Here is a 23,706-nt window from a genome sequence, read left to right on the forward strand (position 1 = left end):
TAATAAGGCGTACATCCGGCAATGAAACTCAAGCTAAACCAATAAAGAACCCGGCAATGGTCGCGCTCATCAGGTTGGAAAGCGTTGCTGCTGCCAGCGCCCGTAAACCAAGCTGGGCGATTTCCGGCGCGCGTTTTGGCGAAATAGCCGAAAATGCGCCAACGACAACACCGATAGAACCAAAGTTCGCAAAACCACAAAGCGCAAAGGAGATAATCGCCACGGTTTTCACTTCCAGCGTGCCGCCCGTTTGCAGGTATGGGGAGAAACTCAGGTAAGCGACAAATTCGTTAATCGCCAGTTTCTGCCCAATCAGGCTACCCGCAAGGTTGGCATCACTCCAGTCCACACCCATGATCCACGCCAGCGGTGCCAGCACATAGCCAAAAATACTTTCCAGAGAGGCATTGGCGAAACCAAACCAGCCGCCAATTCCGCCGATAATGCCGTTGATCAGCGCAATAATTGCGACAAACGCCATTACCACCGTCGCTACACCAGCGGCGATTTTCAGCCCGGTCATCGCACCGCTCGCCGCTGCTTCGATAAAGCTTTTTGGCGGCGTTTCGCTGAACGACAGATTTTCAAATGTGACCTGCGAAGGCTCGGTTGCCGGGCTAAGAATACGTGCAAACAAAATACCGCCAGGGATCGCCATCAGCGATGCCGCTAACAGGTAGTCAATTGGTACGCCCATTCCGGCATAACCAATCATCATCGAACCAGCAATGGACGCCATCCCGCTACAAATAGCCGTAAACAACTCGTTGCGATTCATGCGATCGATAAACGGTTTAACGATCGCCGGGATCTCATTTTGCCCGAGGAAAATAGTAGTAACCGCAACAAAAGATTCGATTTTGCTGATGTTGAGGGCTTTCTGGAAAATGCTGCCAAGGATGCGAATCAGCAGCCCCATCACGCCAATGTAGTACAGCAGACTGATGAGCGCAGTAACGAAGATAATCGCCGGAAGTACGCGAAAGGCGAAGATAAAGCCCGCGCCATCAAACAGGACATCCATTTTCGGCCCGACCAATGAACCAAAAATAAAGGCGCTACCGGCATCACTGTAAGACATCACTTTATGAACGCCTAATGCCGCCTGTTCTACTGCCCATTTTCCCGGTGGGAAGTAGAGCATGATGCCACCAATAGCGATTTGCAGCAGCAGTGCGGCTCCAACCGTGCGCAAACTGATGCCCTTTTTATTCACTGACAACAGAAATGCTATTGCCAGTAACACCACCATCCCCACAACACTTCTCATTATATCCATAATGATTTTCCCTTCATGCCAGTAAACCCGGCGTCAGCGCCAGGTTTTGGTATGCTTGATGAGTACGGGCGACGGCTTTCTGCCCGTCAGAAATTAACCCGCGAGACGCTGGTATTCTTTGGCAATTTCGCTCGCCAGAATGGCGTTGTTGAACACCAGTTGGATGTTGGATTTCAGGCTGTCACCGCCAGTCAGTTCAGCAACACGAGCCAGCAGGAACGGTGTGCTTTCTTTACCAATAACGCCCTGCTCTTCGGCTTCGGCGACGGCTTGATCTATGGCTGCATTGATAGATTCCTCCGGCATCGCAAACTGTTCCGGGATCGGATTCGCCACCACCAGGCCACCGTTCAGACCGCTTTGCCATTTCACCGCCATTGCACGAGCGATTTCCGTGGCACTATCAAGGCGAATACTGACTTCAAACGGGCTGGTGCGGCAGAAAAACGCAGGCAGCGCTTTGGTCTGATAGCCAATTAACGGCACACCGAAGGTTTCTAAATACTCAGTGGTTAATCCTAAATCGAGAATAGATTTCGCCCCGGCACAAACAACGGTGACATTAGTATTTGCCAGTTCTTGCAAATCGGCAGAAATATCGAAGGTATGTTCCGCCCCGCGATGCACACCACCAATTCCCCCTGTGGCAAATACTTTAATTCCGGCAAGCGCCGCAATAATCATCGTTGAAGCAACGGTAGTTGCGCCATTTTTTCCGGCGGCAACAACAAAAGGTAAATCGCGACGACTAACTTTGGTCACGTTATGCCCTTCACTACCCAGCAATTCAATTTCTTCTTTGCTTAAACCCACTTTCATCACGCCGCCAATAATGGCGATAGTGGCAGGTACAGCGCCCTGTTTACGAATAGTTTCTTCAACTTCAATTGCGGTCTGGGCATTTTGTGGGAACGGCATCCCGTGAGAAATAATGGTCGATTCCAGCGCCACAACCGGTTTTTTGTTTTTTAAAGCGTCCTGCACTTCCGGGGAAATTTGTAATAATTCAGGGGAAATTTTTAATTCAGACATTCTGCGTTCTCCACTAACGATATAACGTTGGCAATCGATAAATCGGGGTTATTGGTGTATTCACAGGAGAGCGCCATTGACGAACATCCCTGTGCGAAACGAACAGATTCGGCAAACGGCATTCCGTCTACCCAACACGAAGCAAGTCCCGCCATCATGGCATCGCCCGCTCCGGTAACATTAATGACATTGGTTTTGATCGGCGCAGACCAACCACTTTCACCGCTGATATCACTGTAATAAACGCCGTCGCCGCCCATGCTCATTACCAGTCGGTTCAGGCCATGTTGATGGAACCAGGCAGCAACTTTTGCCACATCTTCACGCCCTGACAAAGCAATCCCACTCAAGGTTTCCGCTTCAAGGCGGTTTGGCTTCAGGGTGTGGATCTGATTTAGACGGTCACGCACTTTGACACATTTCCATGCCGAAACCGGATCGACAAATACAGGTACATTGGCGGCATTATCCAGAATCCATGCCAGTGCCTCTTCACTGATATTACAGTCCGCGACAATGACCTTTGCCCTTTGAATAAATTCACGGTGCTGTGCGAGATATTCAGCTGTAATAGCGTTGCTAATATTCATGTCATTTATAGCAACCAGCATTTCACCGGTATTATCGAGTAATGATAAATAGCTCGACGTGTTTTCTCCCGGCACAATCAGGCATTTATCGACATAAACACCAGATTGATTGGTTTGCGTTAGCAACGATTGACCATAAAAATCACTGCCTACTGCGCTCAGTAGCCAGGATTTATTCCCCAGCAACGCCAGGTTTTGTGCAATATTGCGCCCGACTCCACCAGGCGTAAATTTTATTTTACCTGGATTTGAATCCGCATAATTTAATGATTCATGTGAATATCCGGCGACATCAATATTCGCCGAACCTATAATTACGACATAATCCTTTTCGCGCATAGCACGTCCTCTGGTAAAAAATTACCAACCCTGTCAATCCACAAGAATATTGATACTGCAAAGACGGTTTAAACATGTGTTCATATTTAAACATGTGCTCATAGTATGCATGTTTTACGTAAAGTAAATTACCGCCAGAGAGGCAAAATGGGCAGATTTGAGCAGGCTCACAAAACGCGATTAAATGCCTGAATTATAAAAACGGGGAATTTGTGACGGGATGCACAGAACAGGAACAATAAAAAAGGGCAGAAATTAATCTGCCCTTGAGGAAATAACCTTAGTGTTTGATGAAGGTTTCAGGTTTCTACTAAAAGATAAAACCATTTAAATTCATAAAATTACATTCACAAACCGGTCATTCTCTTTGCGCGCATCAAATGTTACAGGGCAGGAAATTTCTGCCCTGTAACACACCTTTTATTACGCTGCTTTCGCTACTGCGTCCACTTCCGGACGTTTCAGGAAGGCATAGGCCAGACCCGCCACCAGCGTACCGGCAATAATGGCTACCAGGTAACCCAGTACCGGCGTAATAGCGCCAGGGATCAGCAGAACAAACAGACCACCGTGCGGTGCCATCAGTTTCGCACCAATCGCCATTGAGATTGCGCCAGTCAGCGCCCCACCCACGATACAGCACGGCAGCACACGCATCGGATCACGAGCAGCAAACGGAATTGCACCTTCCGAAATGAAGCACAGTCCCAATACCAGAGCGGCTTTGCCACCTTCCTGCTGCGCTTTGTCGAATTTGCGACGCGCCACCATTGTTGCCAGGCCCATTGCCAGCGGTGGCACCATACCTGCCGCCATAATCGCCGCCATCGGGCCATAGGTTTGAGTACTCAGCAGACCCACACCGAATGCGTACGCTGCTTTGTTTACCGGACCGCCCATGTCAGTACACATCATGCCACCGAGGATCGCCCCCAGCAGAACCGCATTCGCAGTCCCCATGGTCTGCAGCCAGTGAGTCAACCCTTCGAGAATGCCAGCAACCGGTTTACCGATCAGGTAGATCATCGCCAGACCGACCACCAGACTGGAAATTAGCGGAATGATCAGAATCGGTTTCAGCGCCTCCATACTCTGTGGCAGTTTCAATTGCGTACTGATTAACTTCGCAATGTAACCAGCCAGGAAGCCCGCAATAATACCGCCAATGAAGCCAGAACCAGTGCTGACCGCCAGCATACCGCCAATCAGACCCGGCGTGAGACCCGGACGATCGGCAATGGAAAAGGCAATATAACCTGCCAGTACCGGCACCATCAACGCAAAGGCTGAACCACCACCAATCTGCATCAGCGCCGCAGCCAACGTACCCGGCTCTTTAAACGCTTCGATACCAAAAGCAAAAGAAAGCGCGATACACAGACCACCTGCAACGACCATCGGCAGCATGTAAGAGACGCCAGTCAGCAAGTGACGGTAAGCGCCTGCACTCTCTTTCTTACCTTCAGTGGTCGCTGTTTGAGTTTTGCCCGCCGGTTCATACGGCGTTGCTTCAGCAACCGCATTATCCAGTTCCTGCGCGGTTTTCTTCAGCGCCAGACCGGTAGAGGTACGATACATCGGTTTACCAGCAAATTTCGCCAGATCCACTTCGATATCTGCCGCCACAATCACCAGATCCGCTGCTGCGACTTCTTCGGGAGTGATTGCATTACCCGCGCCAACAGAACCACGGGTTTCAACTTTCACCCACCAGCCACGTTTTTTCGCTTCGGTTTCAATGGCTTCAGCCGCCATAAAGGTGTGTGCTACGCCAGTCGGGCAAGCAGTCACCGCAACTACGCGTTTCGGACCGCTGGCGGCAACCGGTGCTGTCGCAGCGACCGGCGCAGTGTAAGGTTTCGCATGGCCTTTGGCTTCACTCAGGAACAGCTCAGGGTGCGCAACTGCCCGGGAAATATCGCCCAGCCAGACATTTTTACCGTTCAGCGCGCTGTCGTTCGGGATGGAATCACCGAGAACAATCGCCATTTCAGCGTCGTTCGGATTGTCGATGATTTCCAGTTTTGCTTTTCGCGCCGCCGCGCCCAGCAGGGTCTTCGCCATATAGGCGCGTGCCTGACCGAGATTAGCGTCAATAATCAGCAGCGTTTTCATTATGCCTCTCCTGCTGTCAGTTAAAAGGTTGTAAGTCGACGCGCGCCATCATTGCGGCCAACTGCGGACGATCGGTAATACCCACATTGCTTTGACTTACCGCCAGGGCTGCAACAGCTGTCGCCAGACGCAGTGTGTGTTCACTGGATTCACGCATCAGCAAGCCATAAATCAGGCCGCCAACCATAGAATCCCCTGCGCCAACGGTGCTTACGACATCGACTGACGGTGGTTTGGCGATCCATTCGCCGGAGGCATTAACCCAAAGCGCGCCTTCGGCACCCAGTGAAATAACGACATGCGCGATACCTTGTTCACGTAGCGCATGTGCAGCTTCAATCACATCTTTCATTTCAGGCAGTTTACGGCCTGCCCAGATTTCCAGCTCGCGGCGGTTAGGTTTCACCAGCCACGGTGCCGCTTTCAAACCTGCTACTAACGCTTCGCGGCTACTATCAAAGATAATGCAAGGACACTGACTACGCAGGCGAGTCATCCAGTCGGTGAACGCTTCCGGGCTGACGCCTGACGGTAAGCTTCCGCTGACACAGACCATATCGAACTGACCGAGCCAGCTCAGAGAATCAGTCACAAAGCGTTCCCAGTCGGCGGGGGTGACTTCAAAACCCGAGAAGTTGAAGTCGGTCACTTCGCCGTCTTTTTCCGTCAGCTTAACGTTAATTCGGGTGCGCCCCTGTACAACCTGGAAACGGTTGGCAATGCCCAGCTCGCTGAACAGTTGCTGAAAACCATCCTGATTGTCTTTACCGAGGAAGCCGCCAACGGTGACATCAATTCCCAGGTCTTTTAATACTTTGGCCACGTTGATGCCTTTACCCGCCGCATGCAGACCGGTGGTTTTCACCAGGTTCACTTCGCCGCGTTCAATTTCCGGGCAGAAACCAACAAGGTCATAAGCCGGATTAAGGGTGATAGTAGCAACACGTCTGCTCATTATGCGCCCTCCCCAAGACCAGCAGCGATAGCGTCGCCAATGGCTTTCAGCGCCTGTTCAGCATCTGCACCCTGGGCGGTAAAGCGTAGGCGATGACCTTTCTTAACGCCAAGTGCCACAACTTTCATCAGACTACGTCCGTTTGCCGGTTTGCCGGTGCCATCAAGGTTTGTCACGGTAATATCACTGTTAAATTGTTTAATGGTATTGACCAGCATGGTACCTGGACGAGCATGCAGGCCGTGTTCATTGCGCACCACAAACTCCGCGCTTAACACGTCGTCGGTCGGCGCATCATCGCTGGTCAGCAACGCCAGCAACGTTGCCGCATCCGCTTTCAGCAAGCGGTCAGCTTTATTGTCGAGTAACAAATCAGCGAGACGCTTAAGAACCGCAATGGGCTGATCGTCATTCATCGCCACACTCACCAGCATGGCTGCCGTTTCGCCGTCCACATCAAAAGCATTTGCCGCACGGCTTACCGCAATCGCGCTACGCAGATTGCCTTCGGCGCTATCGCTCAGCCAGATACCCTGTCCGAGGTTCAGCGGTTGTTCATTGATGGCTTTGGTGACGAAAGTGGCGTCAACTGCCCCCGCCTCTTTCAGACGAGCAGCGTTCAGCGCCTGAAGAGTCAGCAGATCGCTGGCGACGATATCCAGCGTCAGCATTTCGTTGTCGAGCTTCAGCTGCTCACTCTGCTTTTCGCCCATCAGCAATGCGCGAAGTTCTTCTGCTGTTGTTGCTGACTTCAGTTGTTCAGCAACGGAATCATCGCTCAGTACGTGGGTCAGCTGGCGTAGCAGGCCCAAATGTTCATCCGAGCTGGCAGCAATACCGATCGCCACGTACGCTACCTGGCCGTCACCCCAGGTGACGCCTTCCGGGAACTGAAATACCTGAACGCCGGTTTTCAGCACCTGATCGCGGGTGTCGGTAGTGCCGTGTGGAATAGCAATACCATTGCCGAGGAACGTAGAGGTTTGCTGTTCGCGCGCCAGCATGCCATTGACGTAGCCTTCAGCTACATTACCGGCCTGCACCAGCGCCGCAGCGACCTGGCGAATCGCCTCTTCTTTGTCTCCGGCCTTTTCGCCCGGATGGATGTCCTGTACGGATAACTGGAACATAGTTCTCCTCTCTTGCTGAATTGAAACGATTCAGCTTCTATGAGAAAAAAAGCGCCAACCTGGCTTAGGGTTAAAGACAAGATCGCGCTGAAACGTTTCAAGAAAGCATAATACTTCTGTTTCAGCACGCAAGGAAAGCCGTAAAGTTATGAGCAAAAGTTTGATGTGCTGCACAATTTTTTGTCATTTTTCCTAATTGCTGATGGGAAAATCCGTTATCAGCAATTTCATTTCAGCAGCGTCAGCAGCCAATCAGCAACAGTGAAATGGCATTTTGATTATTCGTGGCGCTTTTGATTTCGCTGTCTGTTTATTTTCTGACAAGCAGCGTAAACTCCGCGTCTTCCTCTTCCAGTGATCGACCAGCATGCATAACTCCCCCGCAGTCTCCAGCGCGAAATCGTTTGACCTGACCTCGACGGCGTTTTTAATCGTTGCTTTTCTCACCGGTATTGCGGGCGCTCTGCAAACCCCGACACTCAGTATTTTTCTTACTGATGAAGTACATGCCCGCCCGGCGATGGTGGGATTCTTCTTTACCGGCAGCGCTGTCATTGGGATTCTGGTAAGTCAGTTTCTCGCCGGGCGCTCTGATAAGCGCGGCGATCGCAAATCGCTGATTGTCTTTTGCTGCCTGTTAGGCGTGCTGGCCTGCACTCTTTTTGCCTGGAATCGCAACTACTTTGTTTTGCTATTCGTTGGCGTCTTTCTTAGCAGCTTTGGCTCGACTGCTAACCCGCAAATGTTTGCCCTCGCCCGTGAACATGCTGACAAAACCGGACGTGAAGCGGTGATGTTCAGCTCTTTTTTACGCGCTCAGGTTTCACTGGCATGGGTCATTGGCCCGCCGCTGGCTTATGCCTTAGCGATGGGTTTCAGCTTTACGGTAATGTATCTGAGCGCAGCGGTAGCGTTTATTGTTTGCGGCGTGATGGTGTGGCTGTTTTTACCGTCGATGCAAAAAGAACTTCCACTGGCGACCGGCACGGTTGAAGCGCCGCGCCGTAACCGTCGCGATACGCTGCTGCTGTTTGTCATTTGTACATTGATGTGGGGCTCGAACAGCCTGTACATCATCAACATGCCGCTATTTATTATCAACGAACTGCATCTTCCCGAGAAACTGGCCGGTGTGATGATGGGGACCGCCGCCGGGCTGGAAATCCCGACCATGTTGATTGCCGGATATTTCGCCAAACGTCTGGGTAAGCGTTTCTTAATGCGCGTTGCTGCCGTGGGTGGCGTCTGTTTTTACGCAGGAATGCTGATGGCGCATTCACCTGTCATTCTGTTGGGCTTGCAGCTGCTAAATGCTATTTTTATTGGCATTCTGGGTGGCATCGGGATGCTCTATTTTCAGGATTTGATGCCCGGTCAGGCAGGTTCAGCCACCACGCTCTATACCAACACTTCGCGCGTGGGCTGGATCATCGCAGGATCAGTGGCGGGCATCGTCGCCGAGATCTGGAATTATCACGCTGTGTTCTGGTTTGCGATGGTGATGATTATCGCCACTCTGTTTTGCTTACTACGGATTAAAGATGTTTAAGGCGCGGTCAGGATTTCCAGATCGATAAGCCAGGTCATCGCCTGCTGACGCGAGTTACCGCACATTTCAGCGCTGGCTTGTAAGCCTGCACAGACTTTCGGTCGCAGTGGCGAGGTGAAAATTTTACAGCGTTGCTGTTCATCAAGCTGAATGCAGGGCGTATTGGCGGGCTTGCCATCTGGCATACCGGGAATAGGGCTGGAAATTGAAGGGGCAGTGCAACACGCCCCGCAACCCGGACGGCATTCCATACGTTGTTCTCTTAAGGTTAACCACCGGATTGATGAGCGCGCACAGTACCACCTTTTTTGCACCAGCAAAAGTGCGAATACCACTTGCCCGAAAGGCCCGTCGCGAGTACTTTGTCGCGATATTTTTGACATTTTCGACTACAGGAATTTTTCGATGCCAAGAGCGAACGAAATTAAAAAAGGTATGGTACTGAATTACAACGGCAAACTGCTGCTGGTTAAGGATATTGATATTCAGTCGCCCACTGCCCGCGGTGCCGCTACGCTGTACAAAATGCGTTTTTCTGATGTCCGTACCGGGCTGAAAGTAGAAGAGCGTTTCAAAGGAGATGATATCGTTGACACCGTGACGCTGACCCGCCGTTACGTTGACTTCTCCTATGTCGATGGCAACGAATATGTCTTTATGGATAAAGAAGACTATACCCCGTATACCTTCACCAAAGATCAGATTGAAGAAGAGTTGCTGTTTATGCCAGAGGGCGGCATGCCGGACATGCAGGTGCTGACCTGGGACGGTCAACTGCTGGCGCTTGAGCTGCCGCAGACCGTTGATCTGGAAATCGTTGAAACCGCACCTGGCATCAAAGGGGCATCTGCCAGCGCCCGTAACAAACCGGCGACATTGAGCACTGGTCTGGTGATTCAGGTACCAGAATACTTAAGCCCGGGCGAAAAAATTCGTATCCATATCGAAGAACGCCGTTATATGGGTCGTGCTGACTAACTTCAGCCGCATGCAGAAAAGGGATAGCTCAGGCTGTCCCTTTTTTAATTTATTATACCAATCTTCTATTTTGCGCTTCCTGAACACCTTACGTCCTCAATTTTCACTCGTTGATTGATCGCCCTCACACTTCATCGCATTAACAATCCAGACCAATTTCAATTGCTGTCATATAACTTTACACTGTCATTGTTAATTAATCGTTACTAAGACGTGACTCCTATGAATACAATCGCCTCCGTTACGCTCCCGCATCATGTACACGCTCCACGCTACGATCGCCAGCAGTTGCAATCACGTATCGTTCATTTTGGCTTTGGAGCCTTTCACCGCGCACATCAGGCGTTACTGACCGATCGTGTGCTGAATGCCCAGGGCGGTGACTGGGGGATCTGTGAAATCAGCTTGTTCAGCGGTGATCAACTGATGAGCCAGCTCCGCGCACAGAACCATTTATATACCGTGCTGGAGAAAGGGGCGGACGGCAATCAGGCGATAATTGTCGGTGCCGTTCACGAATGCCTTAATGCAAAACTGGATTCCTTAGCGGCAATTATTGAGAAATTTTGCGAGCCACAGGTGGCAATTGTTTCCCTGACGATTACCGAAAAAGGCTATTGTATTGACCCGGCCACCGGTGCACTCGACACCAGCAATCCGCGGATTATTCACGATCTACAAAACCCTGAAGAACCTCACTCCGCGCCGGGTATTCTCGTCGAAGCACTGAAACGACGCCGTGAACGCGGCCTTGCACCGTTTACCGTACTCTCCTGCGACAATATTCCCGACAATGGCCATGTGGTGAAAAACGCGGTGCTGGGGATGGCGGAAAAACGTTCACCAGAACTCGCCGGGTGGATAAAAGAACACGTCAGTTTTCCGGGAACCATGGTCGACCGTATTGTTCCGGCAGCAACCGACGAATCACTGGCGGAAATCAGCCAGCATCTGGGGGTGAATGATCCCTGCGCGATTAGCTGCGAACCGTTTATCCAGTGGGTGGTGGAAGATAACTTCGTCGCTGGGCGTCCTGCCTGGGAAGTCGCAGGTGTACAAATGGTGAATGATGTCCTGCCATGGGAAGAGATGAAACTGCGTATGCTTAATGGCAGCCACTCTTTTCTCGCTTATCTGGGTTACCTCTCAGGATTCGCCCATATCAGTGATTGCATGCAGGATCGCGCATTTCGCCATGCCTCCAGAACATTAATGCTGGATGAGCAAGCGCCAACATTGCGAATTAAAGATGTCGATTTAACACAATATGCGGATAAGTTAATTGCACGTTTTGCTAATCCGGCGCTGAAACATAAGACCTGGCAAATCGCGATGGATGGCAGCCAGAAATTACCGCAACGTATGCTGGCAGGTATTCGCATACATCTGGGGCGCGAAACGGACTGGTCGTTGCTGGCATTAGGCGTTGCAGGCTGGATGCGTTACGTCAGCGGCGTTGATGATGCCGGAAATGCCATTGATGTTCGCGATCCGCTTAGCGATAAAATTCGCGAACTTGTTGCGGGCAGTAGCAGTGAACAACGCGTAACCGCCCTGCTTTCCCTGCGTGAAGTTTTCGGTGATGATCTGCCAGATAACCCGCATTTTGTGCAGGCTATCGAACAAGCCTGGCAACAAATCGCACAATTCGGCGCGCATCAGGCGCTATTAAACACCCTCAAAATTTAACGATTTCTGCGGTTAAAGCGGATGAAGCTCGCCTTCGTCCGCTCCCCCCTTCTCTTTTCTGCCTTTTTTAGCCAGGATTAACGCTCAGTTAACTTACCAGAGTATTGCGGAGCCGTTGTGACCAGGACCAACCTCATCACCGGTTTTCTCGGCAGCGGGAAAACCACGTCGATTCTTCATCTGTTAGCCCATAAAGATCCCAACGAAAAATGGGCGGTACTGGTTAATGAATTTGGGGAAGTCGGAATTGATGGTGCTTTGCTCGCCGATAGCGGCGCATTGTTGAAAGAGATCCCCGGCGGCTGCATGTGCTGCGTTAATGGTTTACCCATGCAGGTAGGATTGAATACCTTACTGCGTCAGGGAAAACCAGACCGCTTGTTGATAGAGCCGACCGGACTGGGTCATCCGAAACAGATCCTAGATCTCTTAACCGCGCCCGTGTATGAACCGTGGATAGATCTGCGCGCCACGTTGTGCATTCTCGATCCACGCCTGCTGCTGGACGAAAAAAGCGCCAGCAATGAAAACTTCCGTGACCAGCTGGCTGCCGCAGACATTATTGTCGCCAATAAATCCGACCGTGCGACGCCCGAAAGTGAGCAAGCGCTACAGCGCTGGTGGCAGCAAAATGGTGGCGATCGGCAATTAATTCACAGCGAGCATGGGAAAGTTGACGGTCATCTTCTGGATTTGCCGCGTCGCAATTTAGCCGAGTTGCCCGCCAGCGCCGCACATTCTCATCATCATAGCGTGAAAAAAGGGTTAGCAGCGTTAAGCCTGCCAGAGCATCAACGCTGGCGTCGCAGTCTGAACAGCGGACAAGGGCATCAGGCCTGTGGCTGGATATTCGACGCTGATACGGTATTCGACACCATTGGCATTCTGGAATGGGCGCGACTTGCACCGGTGGAACGCGTCAAAGGCGTGATGCGTATTCCCGAAGGGCTGGTGCGAATCAACCGTCAGGGCGATGACCTGCACATTGAAACGCAAAACGTTGCGCCACCGGACAGTCGTATTGAGCTGATTTCCAGCAGCGAAGCTGACTGGAATGCCTTGCAGAGCGCGCTGTTGAAGCTTCGTTTAGCGACTACCGCGTAAGGTTGCCTGCGTTTTTCAGTAAGATAATTAGAGAAAATATGATTAAAAATTTGCCGCAAATAGTGTTGTTGAATATTGTCGGCCTCGCGCTGTTTCTTTCCTGGTATATTCCCGTTAATCATGGATTCTGGTTGCCGATTGATGCGGATATTTTTTATTTCTTTAATCAGAAACTGGTCGAAAGTAAGGCCTTTTTGTGGCTGGTTGCATTGACCAACAATCGCGCTTTCGACGGTTGTTCTCTGCTGGCGATGGGAATGTTGATGCTGAGTTTCTGGCTGAAAGAAAACGCCCCTGGCAGACGACGTATCGTGATTATTGGTCTGGTCATGCTATTAACTGCAGTGGTATTAAACCAGCTGGGTCAGGCATTAATTCCTGTAAAACGGGCCAGCCCAACATTGACTTTTACCAATATTAACCGCGTCAGCGAACTGCTCTCTGTCCCCACGAAAGATGCCTCACGAGATAGCTTTCCCGGCGATCACGGTATGATGCTGCTTATTTTTTCGGCATTCATGTGGCGTTATTTCGGCAAAGTTGCAGGCCTTATCGCCCTTATTATTTTTGTGGTTTTTGCATTTCCCAGAGTAATGATTGGCGCACACTGGTTTACTGACATCATTGTAGGTTCGATGACCGTGATATTGATCGGTTTGCCCTGGGTGTTGCTGACGCCATTAAGTGATCGATTAATCACCTTTTTTGACAAATCACTACCGGGAAAAAACAAACATTTCCAAAACAAATAACTCACAGTAATTAACATCATCAGGGTTATTTTTATAGTGAGGATAATCCTGATGATGCGCACCGTGCTTTCATCCATCGCGCGCAAAAATCATTCTCTAAGTAAATGAATGGATTGCATGCGTTTCACTCAATCGTACTTTAATTGACCAATCCCGCTTATTAACTTTCTGTATCACTTTTTCTTATAAAAAATCATGTAAAACCGCTCGCCAAGACCGCACCAATCGGGTAATCTCGAACTCGTTTTGCCTCGGCGGTAGATTATCCTCACAGCATATAATTTTGTGCGTTAGTCCACAGATTTGGCCTTAAGGAATTGTTTCAACATGCCCAGGTAATTAGTCTCGTGTCGCTTGGCATTTTTTTATAACGATATTTGTCGTTAAGGACTTCAAGGGAAAACAAACAACATGGTCAAATCTCAACCGATTTTGAGATATATCTTGCGCGGGATCCCCGCGATTGCAGTAGCGGTTCTGCTTTCTGCATGTAGTGCAAATAACACCGCAAAGAATATGCATCCTGAGACACGTGCAGTGGGTAGTGAAACATCATCACTGCAAGCTTCTCAGGATGAATTTGAAAACCTGGTTCGTAATGTCGACGTAAAATCGCGAATTATGGATCAGTATGCTGACTGGAAAGGCGTACGCTATCGTCTGGGCGGCAGCACTAAAAAAGGTATCGATTGTTCTGGTTTCGTACAGCGTACATTCCGTGAGCAATTTGGCTTAGAACTTCCGCGTTCGACTTACGAACAGCAGGAAATGGGTAAATCTGTTTCCCGCAGTAATTTGCGTACGGGTGATTTAGTTCTGTTCCGTGCCGGTTCAACGGGACGCCATGTCGGTATTTATATCGGCAACAATCAGTTTGTCCATGCTTCCACCAGCAGTGGTGTTATTATTTCCAGCATGAATGAACCGTACTGGAAGAAGCGTTACAACGAAGCACGCCGGGTTCTCAGCCGCAGCTAATAAACCGTTTGGATGCAATCCCTTGGCTATCCTGACGAGTTAACTGAAAGCACTGCTTAGGCAGTGCTTTTTTGTTTTCATTCATCAGAGAAAATGATGTTTCCGCGTCTTGATCCAGGCTATAGTCCGGTCATTGTTATCTTTTAAATGTTGTCGTAATTTCAGGAAATTAACGGAATCATGTTCATACGCGCTCCCAATTCTGGACGTAAGCTCCTGCTTACCTGCATTGTTGCAGGCGTGATGATTGCGATACTGGTGAGCTGCCTTCAGTTTTTAGTGGCCTGGCATAAGCACGAAGTCAAATACGACACACTGATTACCGACGTACAAAAGTATCTCGATACCTATTTTGCCGACCTGAAATCCACTACTGACCGGCTCCAGCCGCTGACCTTAGATACCTGCCAGCAGGCTAACCCCGAACTGACTGCCCGCGCGGCGTTTAGCATGAATGTCCGTACGTTTGTGCTGGTAAAAGATAAAAAAACATTCTGTTCATCTGCGACTGGTGAGATGGACATTCCACTCAATGAATTGATTCCGGCGCTCGACATTAATAAAAACGTCGATATGGCGATCTTACCCGGTACGCCGATGGTGCCGAACAAACCCGCAATCGTCATCTGGTATCGCAACCCTTTGCTGAAAAATAGCGGCGTCTTTGCCGCGCTGAATCTCAACCTGACGCCTTCACTCTTTTATAGTTCACGGCAGGAAGATTACGATGGCGTCGCCCTCATTATTGGCAATACTGCGCTATCTACCTTTTCTTCACGTTTGATGAACGTTAATGAATTAACCGAAATGCCGGTCCGTGAAACTAAAATTGCGGGCATTCCTCTGACCGTTCGGCTTTATGCGGATGACTGGACATGGAACGATGTGTGGTACGCATTTTTACTGGGCGGCATGAGTGGAACTGTCGTTGGCCTGCTTTGCTATTACCTGATGAGCGTACGTATGCGCCCCGGCAGAGAAATCATGACCGCCATCAAGCGCGAACAATTTTACGTGGCGTATCAACCGGTGGTGGATACACAAGCTTTGCGGGTAACGGGCCTGGAAGTACTGCTACGCTGGCGGCATCCTGTAGCGGGAGAAATTCCCCCGGATGCCTTCATTAACTTTGCCGAATCGCAAAAGATGATTGTGCCGCTGACTCAGCACCTGTTTGAGTTAATTGCCCGCGATGCCGCAGAATTAGAAAAAGTACTGCCGGTAGGCGTCAAATTTGGCATTAACATTGCGCCGGACCATCTGCACAGCGAAAGCTTTAAAGCAGATATCCAGAAACTGCTCACTTCCCTGCCCGCTCACCATTTCCAGATTGTGCTGGAAATTACCGAGCGCGATATGCTGAAAGAGCAAGAAGCCACGCAACTCTTTGCCTGGCTGCACTCGGTCGGCGTAGAAATTGCTATTGATGACTTCGGTACCGGGCACAGCGCGCTTATCTACCTTGAGCGTTTTACGCTCGATTATCTGAAAATTGACCGTGGATTTATCAACGCCATCGGTACGGAAACGATCACTTCACCCGTACTTGACGCGGTGCTGACGCTGGCGAAACGTCTCAATATGCTGACGGTTGCTGAAGGGGTCGAAACGCCGGAACAGGCGCGATGGCTAAGCGAACGCGGCGTTAATTTCATGCAAGGCTACTGGATTAGTCGCCCGTTACCGCTGGACGATTTTGTCCGCTGGCTGAAGAAACCGTATACGCCGCAGTGGTAAGGTGTGCTTACGTCCCTTATTATTCATAGTGAAAGCATGCCGGATTGCGGCTAATGATGAGTAAAAGGAAATCCGTTGCAGATGATTGTGCGCATACTGCTGCTGTTTATCGCTCTGTTCACCTTTGGTGCGCAAGCGCAGGCTATCAAGGAAAGCTATGCCTTTGCCGTGCTGGGCGAACCCCGGTACGCCTTTAATTTCAACCATTTTGATTATGTGAACCCCGCCGCGCCAAAAGGTGGGCAGATAACGTTGTCAGCCCTCGGCACCTTCGATAATTTCAACCGCTATGCACTGCGCGGCAACCCGGGCGCACGCACCGAGCAGCTGTACGACACGCTATTTACGACTTCCGATGACGAACCAGGCTGTTATTACCCGCTGATTGCTGAAAGCGCACGCTATGCTGACGATTATTCCTGGGTGGAGGTCGCTATTAATCCGCGCGCCCGTTTTCATGATGGTTCTTCCATTACTGCCCGCGATGTAGAGTTTACTTTTCAAAAATTTATGACTGAAGGCGTGCCGCAATTTCGTCTGGTCTACAAAGGCACCACCGTCAAAGCCATTGCGCCGTTAACCGTGCGCATTGAGTTAGCTAAACCCGGCAAAGAAGATATGCTGAGTCTGTTTTCGCTGCCGGTATTTCCAGAAAAGTACTGGAAGAATCACAAACTTAGCGACCCGCTCGCCACGCCTCCGCTTGCCAGTGGTCCGTACCGAATTACGTCCTGGAAAATGGGGCAAAATATTGTCTATTCCCGCGTGAAAGATTACTGGGCAGCAAACTTACCGGTAAACCGTGGACGCTGGAATTTCGACACCATTCGCTACGATTATTACCTCGATGATAATGTCGCCTTTGAAGCGTTTAAAGCCGGTGCCTTTGATTTGCGTATGGAAAACGACGCCAAAAACTGGGCCACGCGCTATACCGGTAAAAATTTCGATAAGAAATACATCATCAAAGATGAGCAAAAGAACGAATCAGCCCAGGATACGCGCTGGCTGGCGTTTAATATCCAACGTCCGGTATTCAGCGATCGCCGGGTGCGGGAAGCGATCACTCTCGCCTTTGACTTTGAATGGATGAACAAAGCGTTGTTTTACAATGCCTGGAGTCGCACGAACAGTTATTTTCAGAATACCGAATACGCGGCCAGAAATTACCCCGACGCCGCGGAGCTGGTGCTTCTGGCACCAATGAAAAAAGATCTACCGCCAGAAGTCTTCACGCAAATCTACCAGCCGCCGGTATCCAAAGGCGATGGCTACGATCGTGACAACCTGTTAAAAGCCGACAAACTTCTCAACGAAGCAGGCTGGGTGCTGAAGGGTCAGCAACGCGTTAATGCCACAACGGGTCAGCCACTCAGCTTTGAATTATTGCTTCCCGCAAGCAGCAATAGTCAGTGGGTATTGCCGTTCCAGCACAGCCTGCAACGGCTGGGTATCAACATGGACATTCGCAAAGTGGATAACTCGCAAATCACCAACCGCATGCGCAGTCGCGACTATGACATGATGCCGCGCCTATGGCGGGCGATGCCGTGGCCTAGTTCCGATTTACAGATTTCCTGGTCATCGGAATATATCAATTCCACTTATAATGCCCCCGGCGTGCAAAGCCCGGTTATCGACTCGCTGATCAACCAAATTATTGCCGCGCAGGGAAATAAAGAAAAATTACTGCCGTTGGGGCGAGCACTGGATCGCGTATTAACGTGGAATTATTACATGCTGCCAATGTGGTATATGGCGGAAGACCGTCTCGCCTGGTGGGATAAATTCTCTCAACCCGCAGTGCGCCCTGTTTACAGCCTGGGTATCGATACCTGGTGGTATGACGTTAATAAAGCGGCCAAACTGCCGTCAGCCAGACAACAGGGAGAGTAGATGGGCGCTTATCTGATTCGCCGTCTGTTGCTGGTGATCCCAACGTTATGGGCGATTATCACTATCAACTTTTTCATCGTGCAAATTGCGCCTGGCGGTCCGGTCGACCAGGCCATCGCCGCCATTGAGTTTGGTAATGCCGGAGTATTACCCGGCGCAGGCGGTGAAGGTGTTCGCGCCAGCCATGCGCAAACGGGCGTCGGCAATATCAGCGACAGTAATTACCGTGGCGGACGCGGATTAGATCCAGAAGTGATCGCCGAGATCACTCATCGCTACGGTTTCGATAAGCCGATCCACGAACGTTACTTCAAAATGCTCTGGGACTACATCCGCTTTGATTTTGGCGATAGCCTGTTTCGCAGCGCCTCGGTGCTGACGCTGATTAAAGACAGTCTGCCGGTTTCCATCACCCTCGGATTGTGGAGCACGCTGATTATCTATCTGGTGTCGATTCCGTTAGGCATTCGCAAAGCTGTTTATAATGGGAGCCGCTTTGACGTCTGGAGTAGCGCATTTATCATCATCGGCTACGCCATTCCGGCCTTTTTGTTTGCCATCCTGCTGATTGTCTTCTTCGCGGGCGGCAGCTATTTCGACCTGTTCCCTCTACGCGGCCTGGTTTCCGCTAACTTTGATTCGCTGCCGTGGTATCAGAAAATCACCGATTATCTGTGGCATATCACGCTGCCGGTGCTGGCGACAGTGATTGGCGGCTTTGCGGCGCTGACCATGCTGACAAAAAACTCATTCCTTGATGAAGTGCGCAAGCAATACGTGGTGACCGCCCGTGCGAAAGGGGTAAGTGAAAAAAATATTCTCTGGAAACATGTGTTCCGCAACGCCATGCTGCTGGTGATTGCCGGTTTTCCGGCGACGTTTATCAGCATGTTTTTTACCGGCTCGCTGCTGATTGAAGTAATGTTTTCGCTCAATGGTCTTGGCTTACTGGGCTACGAAGCGACCGTCTCGCGCGATTATCCTGTAATGTTTGGTACTTTGTATATTTTCACCCTGATTGGCCTGCTGCTGAATATTGTCAGTGATATCAGCTATACGCTGGTCGATCCGCGTATAGATTTTGAGGGACGTTAATGTCGCGACTCAGCCCCGTCAATCAGGCCCGTTGGGCGCGTTTTCGTCATAACCGTCGCGGCTACTGGTCGTTATGGATTTTCCTCGTCTTGTTTGGTTTGAGTTTGTGTTCTGAACTTATCGCCAACGATAAACCGTTGCTGGTGCGTTATGACGGCAGTTGGTATTTCCCGTTGTTGAAAAACTACAGCGAAAGCGATTTTGGCGGTCCGCTGGCAAGTCAGGCTGATTATCAGGACCCGTGGCTGAAACAACGGCTGGAACATAACGGCTGGGTACTGTGGGCACCGATTCGCTTTGGCGCTACCAGTATCAACTTTTCTACCGACAAGCCCTTCCCCTCCCCACCCTCCCGGCAAAACTGGCTGGGAACGGATGCCAATGGCGGCGATGTGCTGGCACGTATTCTCTATGGCACGCGGATCTCAGTTCTGTTTGGCCTGATGCTGACCCTCTGCTCCAGCGTGATGGGCGTGCTGGCGGGGGCGCTACAAGGCTATTACGGCGGTAAAGTCGATCTCTGGGGGCAACGTTTTATTGAAGTATGGTCGGGGATGCCGACGCTGTTTTTGATTATTTTACTTTCCAGCGTCGTACAGCCTAACTTCTGGTGGCTGTTGGCAATTACCGTCTTGTTTGGCTGGATGAGTCTGGTCGGCGTGGTGCGGGCGGAGTTTTTACGTACCCGTAATTTCGACTACATCCGCGCGGCGCAGGCGCTTGGCGTCAGCGATCGCAGTATCATCCTGCGTCATATGTTGCCAAATGCCATGGTCGCTACCCTCACCTTTTTACCGTTTATTTTATGTAGTTCGATCACCACCCTGACCTCACTCGATTTCCTCGGCTTCGGTCTGCCGCTCGGTTCACCGTCACTCGGCGAACTGCTGTTACAAGGGAAAAATAACCTTCAGGCCCCGTGGCTTGGGATCACCGCCTTCTTGTCGGTGGCGATATTGTTGTCTTTGCTGATCTTTATTGGTGAAGCCGTCCGCGACGCATTTGATCCTAATAAGGCGGTGTAGCATGACGCAAACTCTGTTAGCGATTGAAAATTTGTCGGTGGGTTTTCGCCATCAGCAAACCGTACGTACAGTAGTCAATGATGTTTCACTTCAGATTGAGGCTGGCGAAACGCTGGCGCTGGTGGGTGAGTCAGGTTCAGGCAAAAGCGTTACCGCGCTGTCAATTTTACGCCTGCTCCCTTCCCCGCCGGTTGAATATCTCTCCGGCGATATTCGTTTTCATGGCGAATCGCTGCTTCATGCCAGCGATCAAACGTTGCGCGGTGTACGCGGTAATAAGATCGCCATGATTTTTCAGGAGCCGATGGTGTCATTAAATCCATTGCATACCCTGGAAAAACAGCTTTATGAAGTGCTTTCACTCCACCGCGGGATGCGTCGGGAAGCGGCTCGTGGCGAAATTCTGAACTGCCTTGATCGCGTCGGTATCCGCCAGGCGGCAAAACGGCTGACAGATTATCCGCATCAGCTCTCCGGCGGCGAACGCCAGCGGGTGATGATTGCGATGGCGCTGTTAACGCGACCGGAATTATTAATTGCCGATGAACCGACCACCGCGCTGGACGTCTCTGTCCAGGCGCAGATTTTACAGCTGTTGCGCGAACTGCAAGGCGAGCTGAATATGGGCATGCTGTTTATTACTCATAACCTCAGCATTGTCAGAAAACTGGCCCACCGCGTGGCGGTAATGCAAAACGGTCGCTGTGTCGAGCAAAATAACGCCGCTACGCTATTTGCCTCACCCACTCATCCTTACACACAAAAGCTACTCAACAGTGAACCGTCAGGCGATCCAGTGCCGTTGCCAGAACCTGCCTCAACGTTGCTGGATGTTGAACAGCTTCAGGTTGCCTTCCCCATTCGCAAAGGGATTTTGAAGCGCATTGTGGATCATAATGTGGTGGTGAAAAACATCAGTTTTACGCTACGAGCGGGTGAAACACTGGGTTTAGTGGGCGAGTCCGGTTCCGGGAAAAGCACGACGGGACTGGCGCTGCTGCGACTGATTAACTCTCAGGGCAGCATTATCTTTGACGGTCAGCCACTGCAAAATTTAAATCGTCGCCAGCTGTTACCTATTCGTCATCGCATTCAGGTGGTATTTCAGGATCCAAACTCCTCGCTCAACCCACGACTCAACGTTTTGCAAATTATTGAGGAAGGCTTACGGGTTCACCAGCCGACGCTTTCTGCCGCACAACGCGAACAACAAGTGATAGCCGTGATGCATGAAGTGGGATTAGATCCTGAAACACGCCACCGTTATCCGGCGGAGTTCTCTGGTGGTCAGCGGCAACGTATTGCGATTGCCAGGGCGTTAATTCTTAAGCCCTCGCTGATCATTCTTGATGAACCAACATCATCGCTCGACAAAACGGTACAGGCGCAAATATTGACGCTATTGAAATCATTGCAACAAAAGCATCAACTGGCCTATTTGTTTATCAGTCACGATTTGCACGTTGTCCGCGCGTTATGTCATCAGGTTATCGTACTGCGACAAGGGGAAGTAGTGGAACAAGGACCGTGCGCGCGCGTGTTTGCCGCACCGCAGCAGGAGTATACGCGTCAGCTACTGGCGTTGAGCTGACGCTTAAAAAGGATTGTAGTTTGAGAAGGGTTCGGCAATTGCCACACCAAAATTTTTCAATCGGCATGTTGCAGCAAACTCGTCCTGGCGATTTACAAACAGGCACGGCTCACCTTCACACTCCAGTACCGAACATGGAACTTCGATGTCGCTTAACGCCTGGCTGAGTTTGTACATCACCGACCATGCATTATCACCATCCGGGCTAAGCAATTTAAGCGCCACCAGGCTGTTGTCACCGCACGGTCCATTTTGCGGAATCGGTTCAACCTTCGAACCTGCAAAACCAGCAGACCAGCGATAGTTCTGCGGCAGTCGATGGACGATTGAGAGTTGTAATGAAGTCACTTATTTTCCCCGGAAGTACATTTACTTCACAATTTGTTTACATCAATTTTAACACATCATCAACAATCCGTCTTTATACAGATCGTAAAGATTGATGCCTCGCCAGCGTGGCCTCTATGGCTCTGATTTAAATAATATCTGCGGGCGTGGTCACGTTTGCGGGGCTATATGTACCCGTTTCTGCGATCTAACTCAACCTTTTTAACTACAATGATGTGACTTTTTACATAAATTGATTTTACATAAAATAAACATATATCGGGGGAATGATGGATTTATGGTTGACATGCATCAACAAAGGAAGCCTTTTAGCTTCCTCGTTGTGCAATAGATCACCGTTTTTTTGGCCGACTGGCGTACAGACAGAAGAGAATGGAGCTGGTTGCGCAGAATGCAATTGACCAAATCATCGGCCATGCAGAGTTAAAGGTCGCAAGAGAAAGCAATGCGCCAACAATTGCCCCTATGCCGAAACGGAAGGTTCCTGCCAGCGAAGATGCCGTTCCCGCCATATGGGGAAACTCATCAAGAATGACCGCCATCGCATTAGATGACACCATCGACACGCAGCCCACAAACGCCGCAACGCCAACCACCAGCGACCAGAATCCCAGCCCCAGCAGCGCACTGATGACCATCCACGCCGCCATAATAAACTGTATCCACAACCCCGAGCGGAACATATTTAACGCGCCAATACGGCGGACGAAGCGGCTGTTAAAGATGGTCATCACGAACAGGAAAACAATGTTTAGCGCAAAGTAATAACCAAAGTTTTCCGGCGCGACGTGGTTAATTTCAATGTAGACAAACGGTCCGGCGCTCAGGAACGAGAACATCCCGGCAAAGCTGAAACCGCTGGCCAGCATATAACTCAGGACACGCTTATGACGGAACAGCGCCGCAAAGTTACCAATAGTGGTACGAATGTGAAAAGGCTGACGACGCTCTGGCGGCAACGTTTCTTTAATCAGGAAGAAAATCATTGCCGAAGCCAGAATCGCCGCTACGGCCAGGATCCAGAAGATGTAATGCCAGCTCAGCCACACCAGCACCCAACCGCCGACAATCGGTGCCATCAACGGTGCAATAGTGGTCACCAGCATGACAAACGACATCATCCGCGAGAACTCTTCTTTCGGGTAAATATCGCGCATCAGGGCATTAATGACCACGCTGGCCGCAGCCGCAGCCAGCCCGTGGAAGAAACGCATCACAATCAGCTGATCGATGGTGTTTGCCAACGCACACGCCACCGCGGCGGCGGCAAACACCAGCGTACCGCCAAGAACCACCGGCTTACGCCCGAAGCTGTCTGCCATCGGCCCGTAGATTAACTGCCCCAACGCAAAGCCCAGAATATAAGTACTGAGGGTCATCTGCGTACTGCCCGCCGGTACGCCAAACTGCGCTGAAATTACCGGTAGCGCGGGCAGATACATATCAATCGACAGCGGCATCAACATGGCCAGCAGGCCAAGGATAAAAACAATAGCAAACGACGAATGCTGTCGGGTGGTCACA

General features: G+C 50.6%; 20 protein-coding genes. 11 read left to right on the plus strand and 9 right to left on the minus strand.

Annotated features, from left to right (window positions below):
- Positions 1 to 28 precede the first annotated feature (28 nt).
- The 6 genes from G434_RS17600 to fruB all read right to left on the minus strand — a co-directional run bounded on the left by G434_RS17600 (position 29) and on the right by fruB (position 7,440).
- On the minus strand, positions 29 to 1,279 hold the full coding sequence (locus G434_RS17600) for a NupC/NupG family nucleoside CNT transporter (RefSeq protein ID WP_001309591.1): 1,251 nt from the start codon (positions 1,277 to 1,279) through the stop codon (positions 29 to 31).
- Between the two features lie 93 nt (positions 1,280 to 1,372).
- Positions 1,373 to 2,311 carry a pseudouridine-5'-phosphate glycosidase gene (psuG, locus tag G434_RS17595; protein ID WP_001292478.1) on the minus strand — a complete coding sequence of 313 codons (939 nt, stop codon included), beginning with the start codon at positions 2,309 to 2,311 and terminating at the stop codon, positions 1,373 to 1,375.
- Complete coding sequence (locus tag G434_RS17590; protein WP_001208153.1) at positions 2,299 to 3,240, minus strand: pseudouridine kinase; 942 nt, start codon at positions 3,238 to 3,240, stop codon at positions 2,299 to 2,301. The genes psuG and G434_RS17590 overlap by 13 nt, the downstream gene beginning before the upstream one ends.
- Before the next feature lie 423 nt (positions 3,241 to 3,663).
- Positions 3,664 to 5,355, minus strand: a complete 1,692-nt coding sequence (gene fruA, locus G434_RS17585) for a PTS fructose transporter subunit IIBC (protein ID WP_000854455.1) — start codon at positions 5,353 to 5,355, stop codon at positions 3,664 to 3,666.
- Between the two features lie 16 nt (positions 5,356 to 5,371).
- Entirely contained in the window at positions 5,372 to 6,310 is a 939-nt protein-coding gene (gene fruK, locus G434_RS17580) for a 1-phosphofructokinase (RefSeq protein WP_000091263.1), read from the minus strand.
- Entirely contained in the window at positions 6,310 to 7,440 is a 1,131-nt protein-coding gene (fruB, locus tag G434_RS17575) for a fused PTS fructose transporter subunit IIA/HPr protein (RefSeq protein WP_000487246.1), read from the minus strand. Before fruB ends, fruK begins: the two co-directional genes overlap by 1 nt.
- A 367-nt stretch (positions 7,441 to 7,807) precedes the next feature.
- Between fruB and setB the strand changes: the two genes are divergently transcribed.
- Complete coding sequence (gene setB, locus G434_RS17570) at positions 7,808 to 8,989, plus strand: sugar efflux transporter SetB (protein WP_000551977.1); 1,182 nt, start codon at positions 7,808 to 7,810, stop codon at positions 8,987 to 8,989.
- Here setB and G434_RS17565 read toward each other — a convergent pair.
- A complete protein-coding gene (locus G434_RS17565; protein ID WP_001446648.1) occupies positions 8,986 to 9,240 on the minus strand; it encodes a YkgJ family cysteine cluster protein in 255 nt (84 codons plus the stop codon). The two genes, setB and G434_RS17565, sit on opposite strands and share 4 nt — an antisense overlap.
- Before the next feature lie 154 nt (positions 9,241 to 9,394).
- Between G434_RS17565 and yeiP the strand changes: the two genes are divergently transcribed.
- From yeiP to yejF, 10 genes are all read left to right on the plus strand, one after another.
- Positions 9,395 to 9,967: an elongation factor P-like protein YeiP gene (gene yeiP, locus G434_RS17560; RefSeq protein ID WP_001136827.1), complete on the plus strand. Its 573-nt coding sequence runs from the start codon at positions 9,395 to 9,397 to the stop codon at positions 9,965 to 9,967.
- Between the two features lie 222 nt (positions 9,968 to 10,189).
- Positions 10,190 to 11,656 (plus strand): mannitol dehydrogenase family protein, encoded by a 1,467-nt coding sequence (locus tag G434_RS17555; RefSeq protein ID WP_001091919.1) that lies wholly within the window; start codon positions 10,190 to 10,192, stop codon positions 11,654 to 11,656.
- A 117-nt stretch (positions 11,657 to 11,773) separates the two neighbouring features.
- Positions 11,774 to 12,760 (plus strand): zinc-binding GTPase YeiR, encoded by a 987-nt coding sequence (gene yeiR, locus G434_RS17550; RefSeq protein WP_000198816.1) that lies wholly within the window; start codon positions 11,774 to 11,776, stop codon positions 12,758 to 12,760.
- A gap of 38 nt (positions 12,761 to 12,798) precedes the next feature.
- On the plus strand, positions 12,799 to 13,512 hold the full coding sequence (lpxT, locus tag G434_RS17545) for a Kdo(2)-lipid A phosphotransferase (RefSeq protein WP_001297918.1): 714 nt from the start codon (positions 12,799 to 12,801) through the stop codon (positions 13,510 to 13,512).
- A gap of 411 nt (positions 13,513 to 13,923) precedes the next feature.
- Positions 13,924 to 14,490, plus strand: a complete 567-nt coding sequence (mepS, locus tag G434_RS17540; RefSeq protein WP_000241011.1) for a bifunctional murein DD-endopeptidase/murein LD-carboxypeptidase — start codon at positions 13,924 to 13,926, stop codon at positions 14,488 to 14,490.
- A 180-nt stretch (positions 14,491 to 14,670) separates the two neighbouring features.
- Positions 14,671 to 16,227 (plus strand): cyclic di-GMP phosphodiesterase, encoded by a 1,557-nt coding sequence (locus G434_RS17535; protein ID WP_000470600.1) that lies wholly within the window; start codon positions 14,671 to 14,673, stop codon positions 16,225 to 16,227.
- An 81-nt stretch (positions 16,228 to 16,308) separates the two neighbouring features.
- Positions 16,309 to 18,123: an extracellular solute-binding protein gene (locus G434_RS17530; RefSeq protein ID WP_001310053.1), complete on the plus strand. Its 1,815-nt coding sequence runs from the start codon at positions 16,309 to 16,311 to the stop codon at positions 18,121 to 18,123.
- On the plus strand, positions 18,124 to 19,218 hold the full coding sequence (locus G434_RS17525; protein ID WP_000501604.1) for a microcin C ABC transporter permease YejB: 1,095 nt from the start codon (positions 18,124 to 18,126) through the stop codon (positions 19,216 to 19,218). It abuts the gene before it with no gap.
- Positions 19,218 to 20,243, plus strand: coding sequence for an ABC transporter permease (locus G434_RS17520; RefSeq protein ID WP_000088904.1), 1,026 nt, complete (start codon positions 19,218 to 19,220; stop codon positions 20,241 to 20,243). The genes G434_RS17525 and G434_RS17520 overlap by 1 nt, the downstream gene beginning before the upstream one ends.
- Position 20,244: 1 nt before the next feature.
- Entirely contained in the window at positions 20,245 to 21,834 is a 1,590-nt protein-coding gene (gene yejF, locus G434_RS17515; RefSeq protein WP_000194914.1) for a microcin C ABC transporter ATP-binding protein YejF, read from the plus strand.
- 3 nt (positions 21,835 to 21,837) lie between these two features.
- Here the strand turns inward: yejF and G434_RS17510 are convergent, their stop codons facing one another.
- Positions 21,838 to 22,182 (minus strand): YejG family protein, encoded by a 345-nt coding sequence (locus G434_RS17510; RefSeq protein ID WP_000202798.1) that lies wholly within the window; start codon positions 22,180 to 22,182, stop codon positions 21,838 to 21,840.
- 332 nt (positions 22,183 to 22,514) lie between these two features.
- Positions 22,515 to 23,705, minus strand: coding sequence for a multidrug efflux MFS transporter Bcr (gene bcr / locus G434_RS17505; RefSeq protein ID WP_000213371.1), 1,191 nt, complete (start codon positions 23,703 to 23,705; stop codon positions 22,515 to 22,517).
- Position 23,706: the final 1 nt, after the last annotated feature.

Source organism: Escherichia sp. KTE172, from assembly GCF_000408845.1.
Taxonomy (GTDB): domain Bacteria; phylum Pseudomonadota; class Gammaproteobacteria; order Enterobacterales; family Enterobacteriaceae; genus Escherichia; species Escherichia coli.

Excerpts from the sequence above, each read along its gene's own strand:
- G434_RS17600 (WP_001309591.1), bottom strand. The coding sequence starts at position 1,279 with ATGGATATAATGAGAAGTGTTGTGGGGATGGTGGTGTTACTGGCAATA.
- psuG (WP_001292478.1), bottom strand. The coding sequence starts at position 2,311 with ATGTCTGAATTAAAAATTTCCCCTGAATTATTACAAATTTCCCCGGAA.
- G434_RS17590 (WP_001208153.1), bottom strand. The coding sequence starts at position 3,240 with ATGCGCGAAAAGGATTATGTCGTAATTATAGGTTCGGCGAATATTGAT.
- fruA (WP_000854455.1), bottom strand. The coding sequence starts at position 5,355 with ATGAAAACGCTGCTGATTATTGACGCTAATCTCGGTCAGGCACGCGCC.
- fruK (WP_000091263.1), bottom strand. The coding sequence starts at position 6,310 with ATGAGCAGACGTGTTGCTACTATCACCCTTAATCCGGCTTATGACCTT.
- fruB (WP_000487246.1), bottom strand. The coding sequence starts at position 7,440 with ATGTTCCAGTTATCCGTACAGGACATCCATCCGGGCGAAAAGGCCGGA.
- setB (WP_000551977.1), top strand. The coding sequence starts at position 7,808 with ATGCATAACTCCCCCGCAGTCTCCAGCGCGAAATCGTTTGACCTGACC.
- G434_RS17565 (WP_001446648.1), bottom strand. The coding sequence starts at position 9,240 with ATGGAATGCCGTCCGGGTTGCGGGGCGTGTTGCACTGCCCCTTCAATT.
- yeiP (WP_001136827.1), top strand. The coding sequence starts at position 9,395 with ATGCCAAGAGCGAACGAAATTAAAAAAGGTATGGTACTGAATTACAAC.
- G434_RS17555 (WP_001091919.1), top strand. The coding sequence starts at position 10,190 with ATGAATACAATCGCCTCCGTTACGCTCCCGCATCATGTACACGCTCCA.
- lpxT (WP_001297918.1), top strand. The coding sequence starts at position 12,799 with ATGATTAAAAATTTGCCGCAAATAGTGTTGTTGAATATTGTCGGCCTC.
- mepS (WP_000241011.1), top strand. The coding sequence starts at position 13,924 with ATGGTCAAATCTCAACCGATTTTGAGATATATCTTGCGCGGGATCCCC.
- G434_RS17535 (WP_000470600.1), top strand. The coding sequence starts at position 14,671 with ATGTTCATACGCGCTCCCAATTCTGGACGTAAGCTCCTGCTTACCTGC.
- G434_RS17530 (WP_001310053.1), top strand. The coding sequence starts at position 16,309 with ATGATTGTGCGCATACTGCTGCTGTTTATCGCTCTGTTCACCTTTGGT.
- G434_RS17525 (WP_000501604.1), top strand. The coding sequence starts at position 18,124 with ATGGGCGCTTATCTGATTCGCCGTCTGTTGCTGGTGATCCCAACGTTA.
- G434_RS17520 (WP_000088904.1), top strand. The coding sequence starts at position 19,218 with ATGTCGCGACTCAGCCCCGTCAATCAGGCCCGTTGGGCGCGTTTTCGT.
- yejF (WP_000194914.1), top strand. The coding sequence starts at position 20,245 with ATGACGCAAACTCTGTTAGCGATTGAAAATTTGTCGGTGGGTTTTCGC.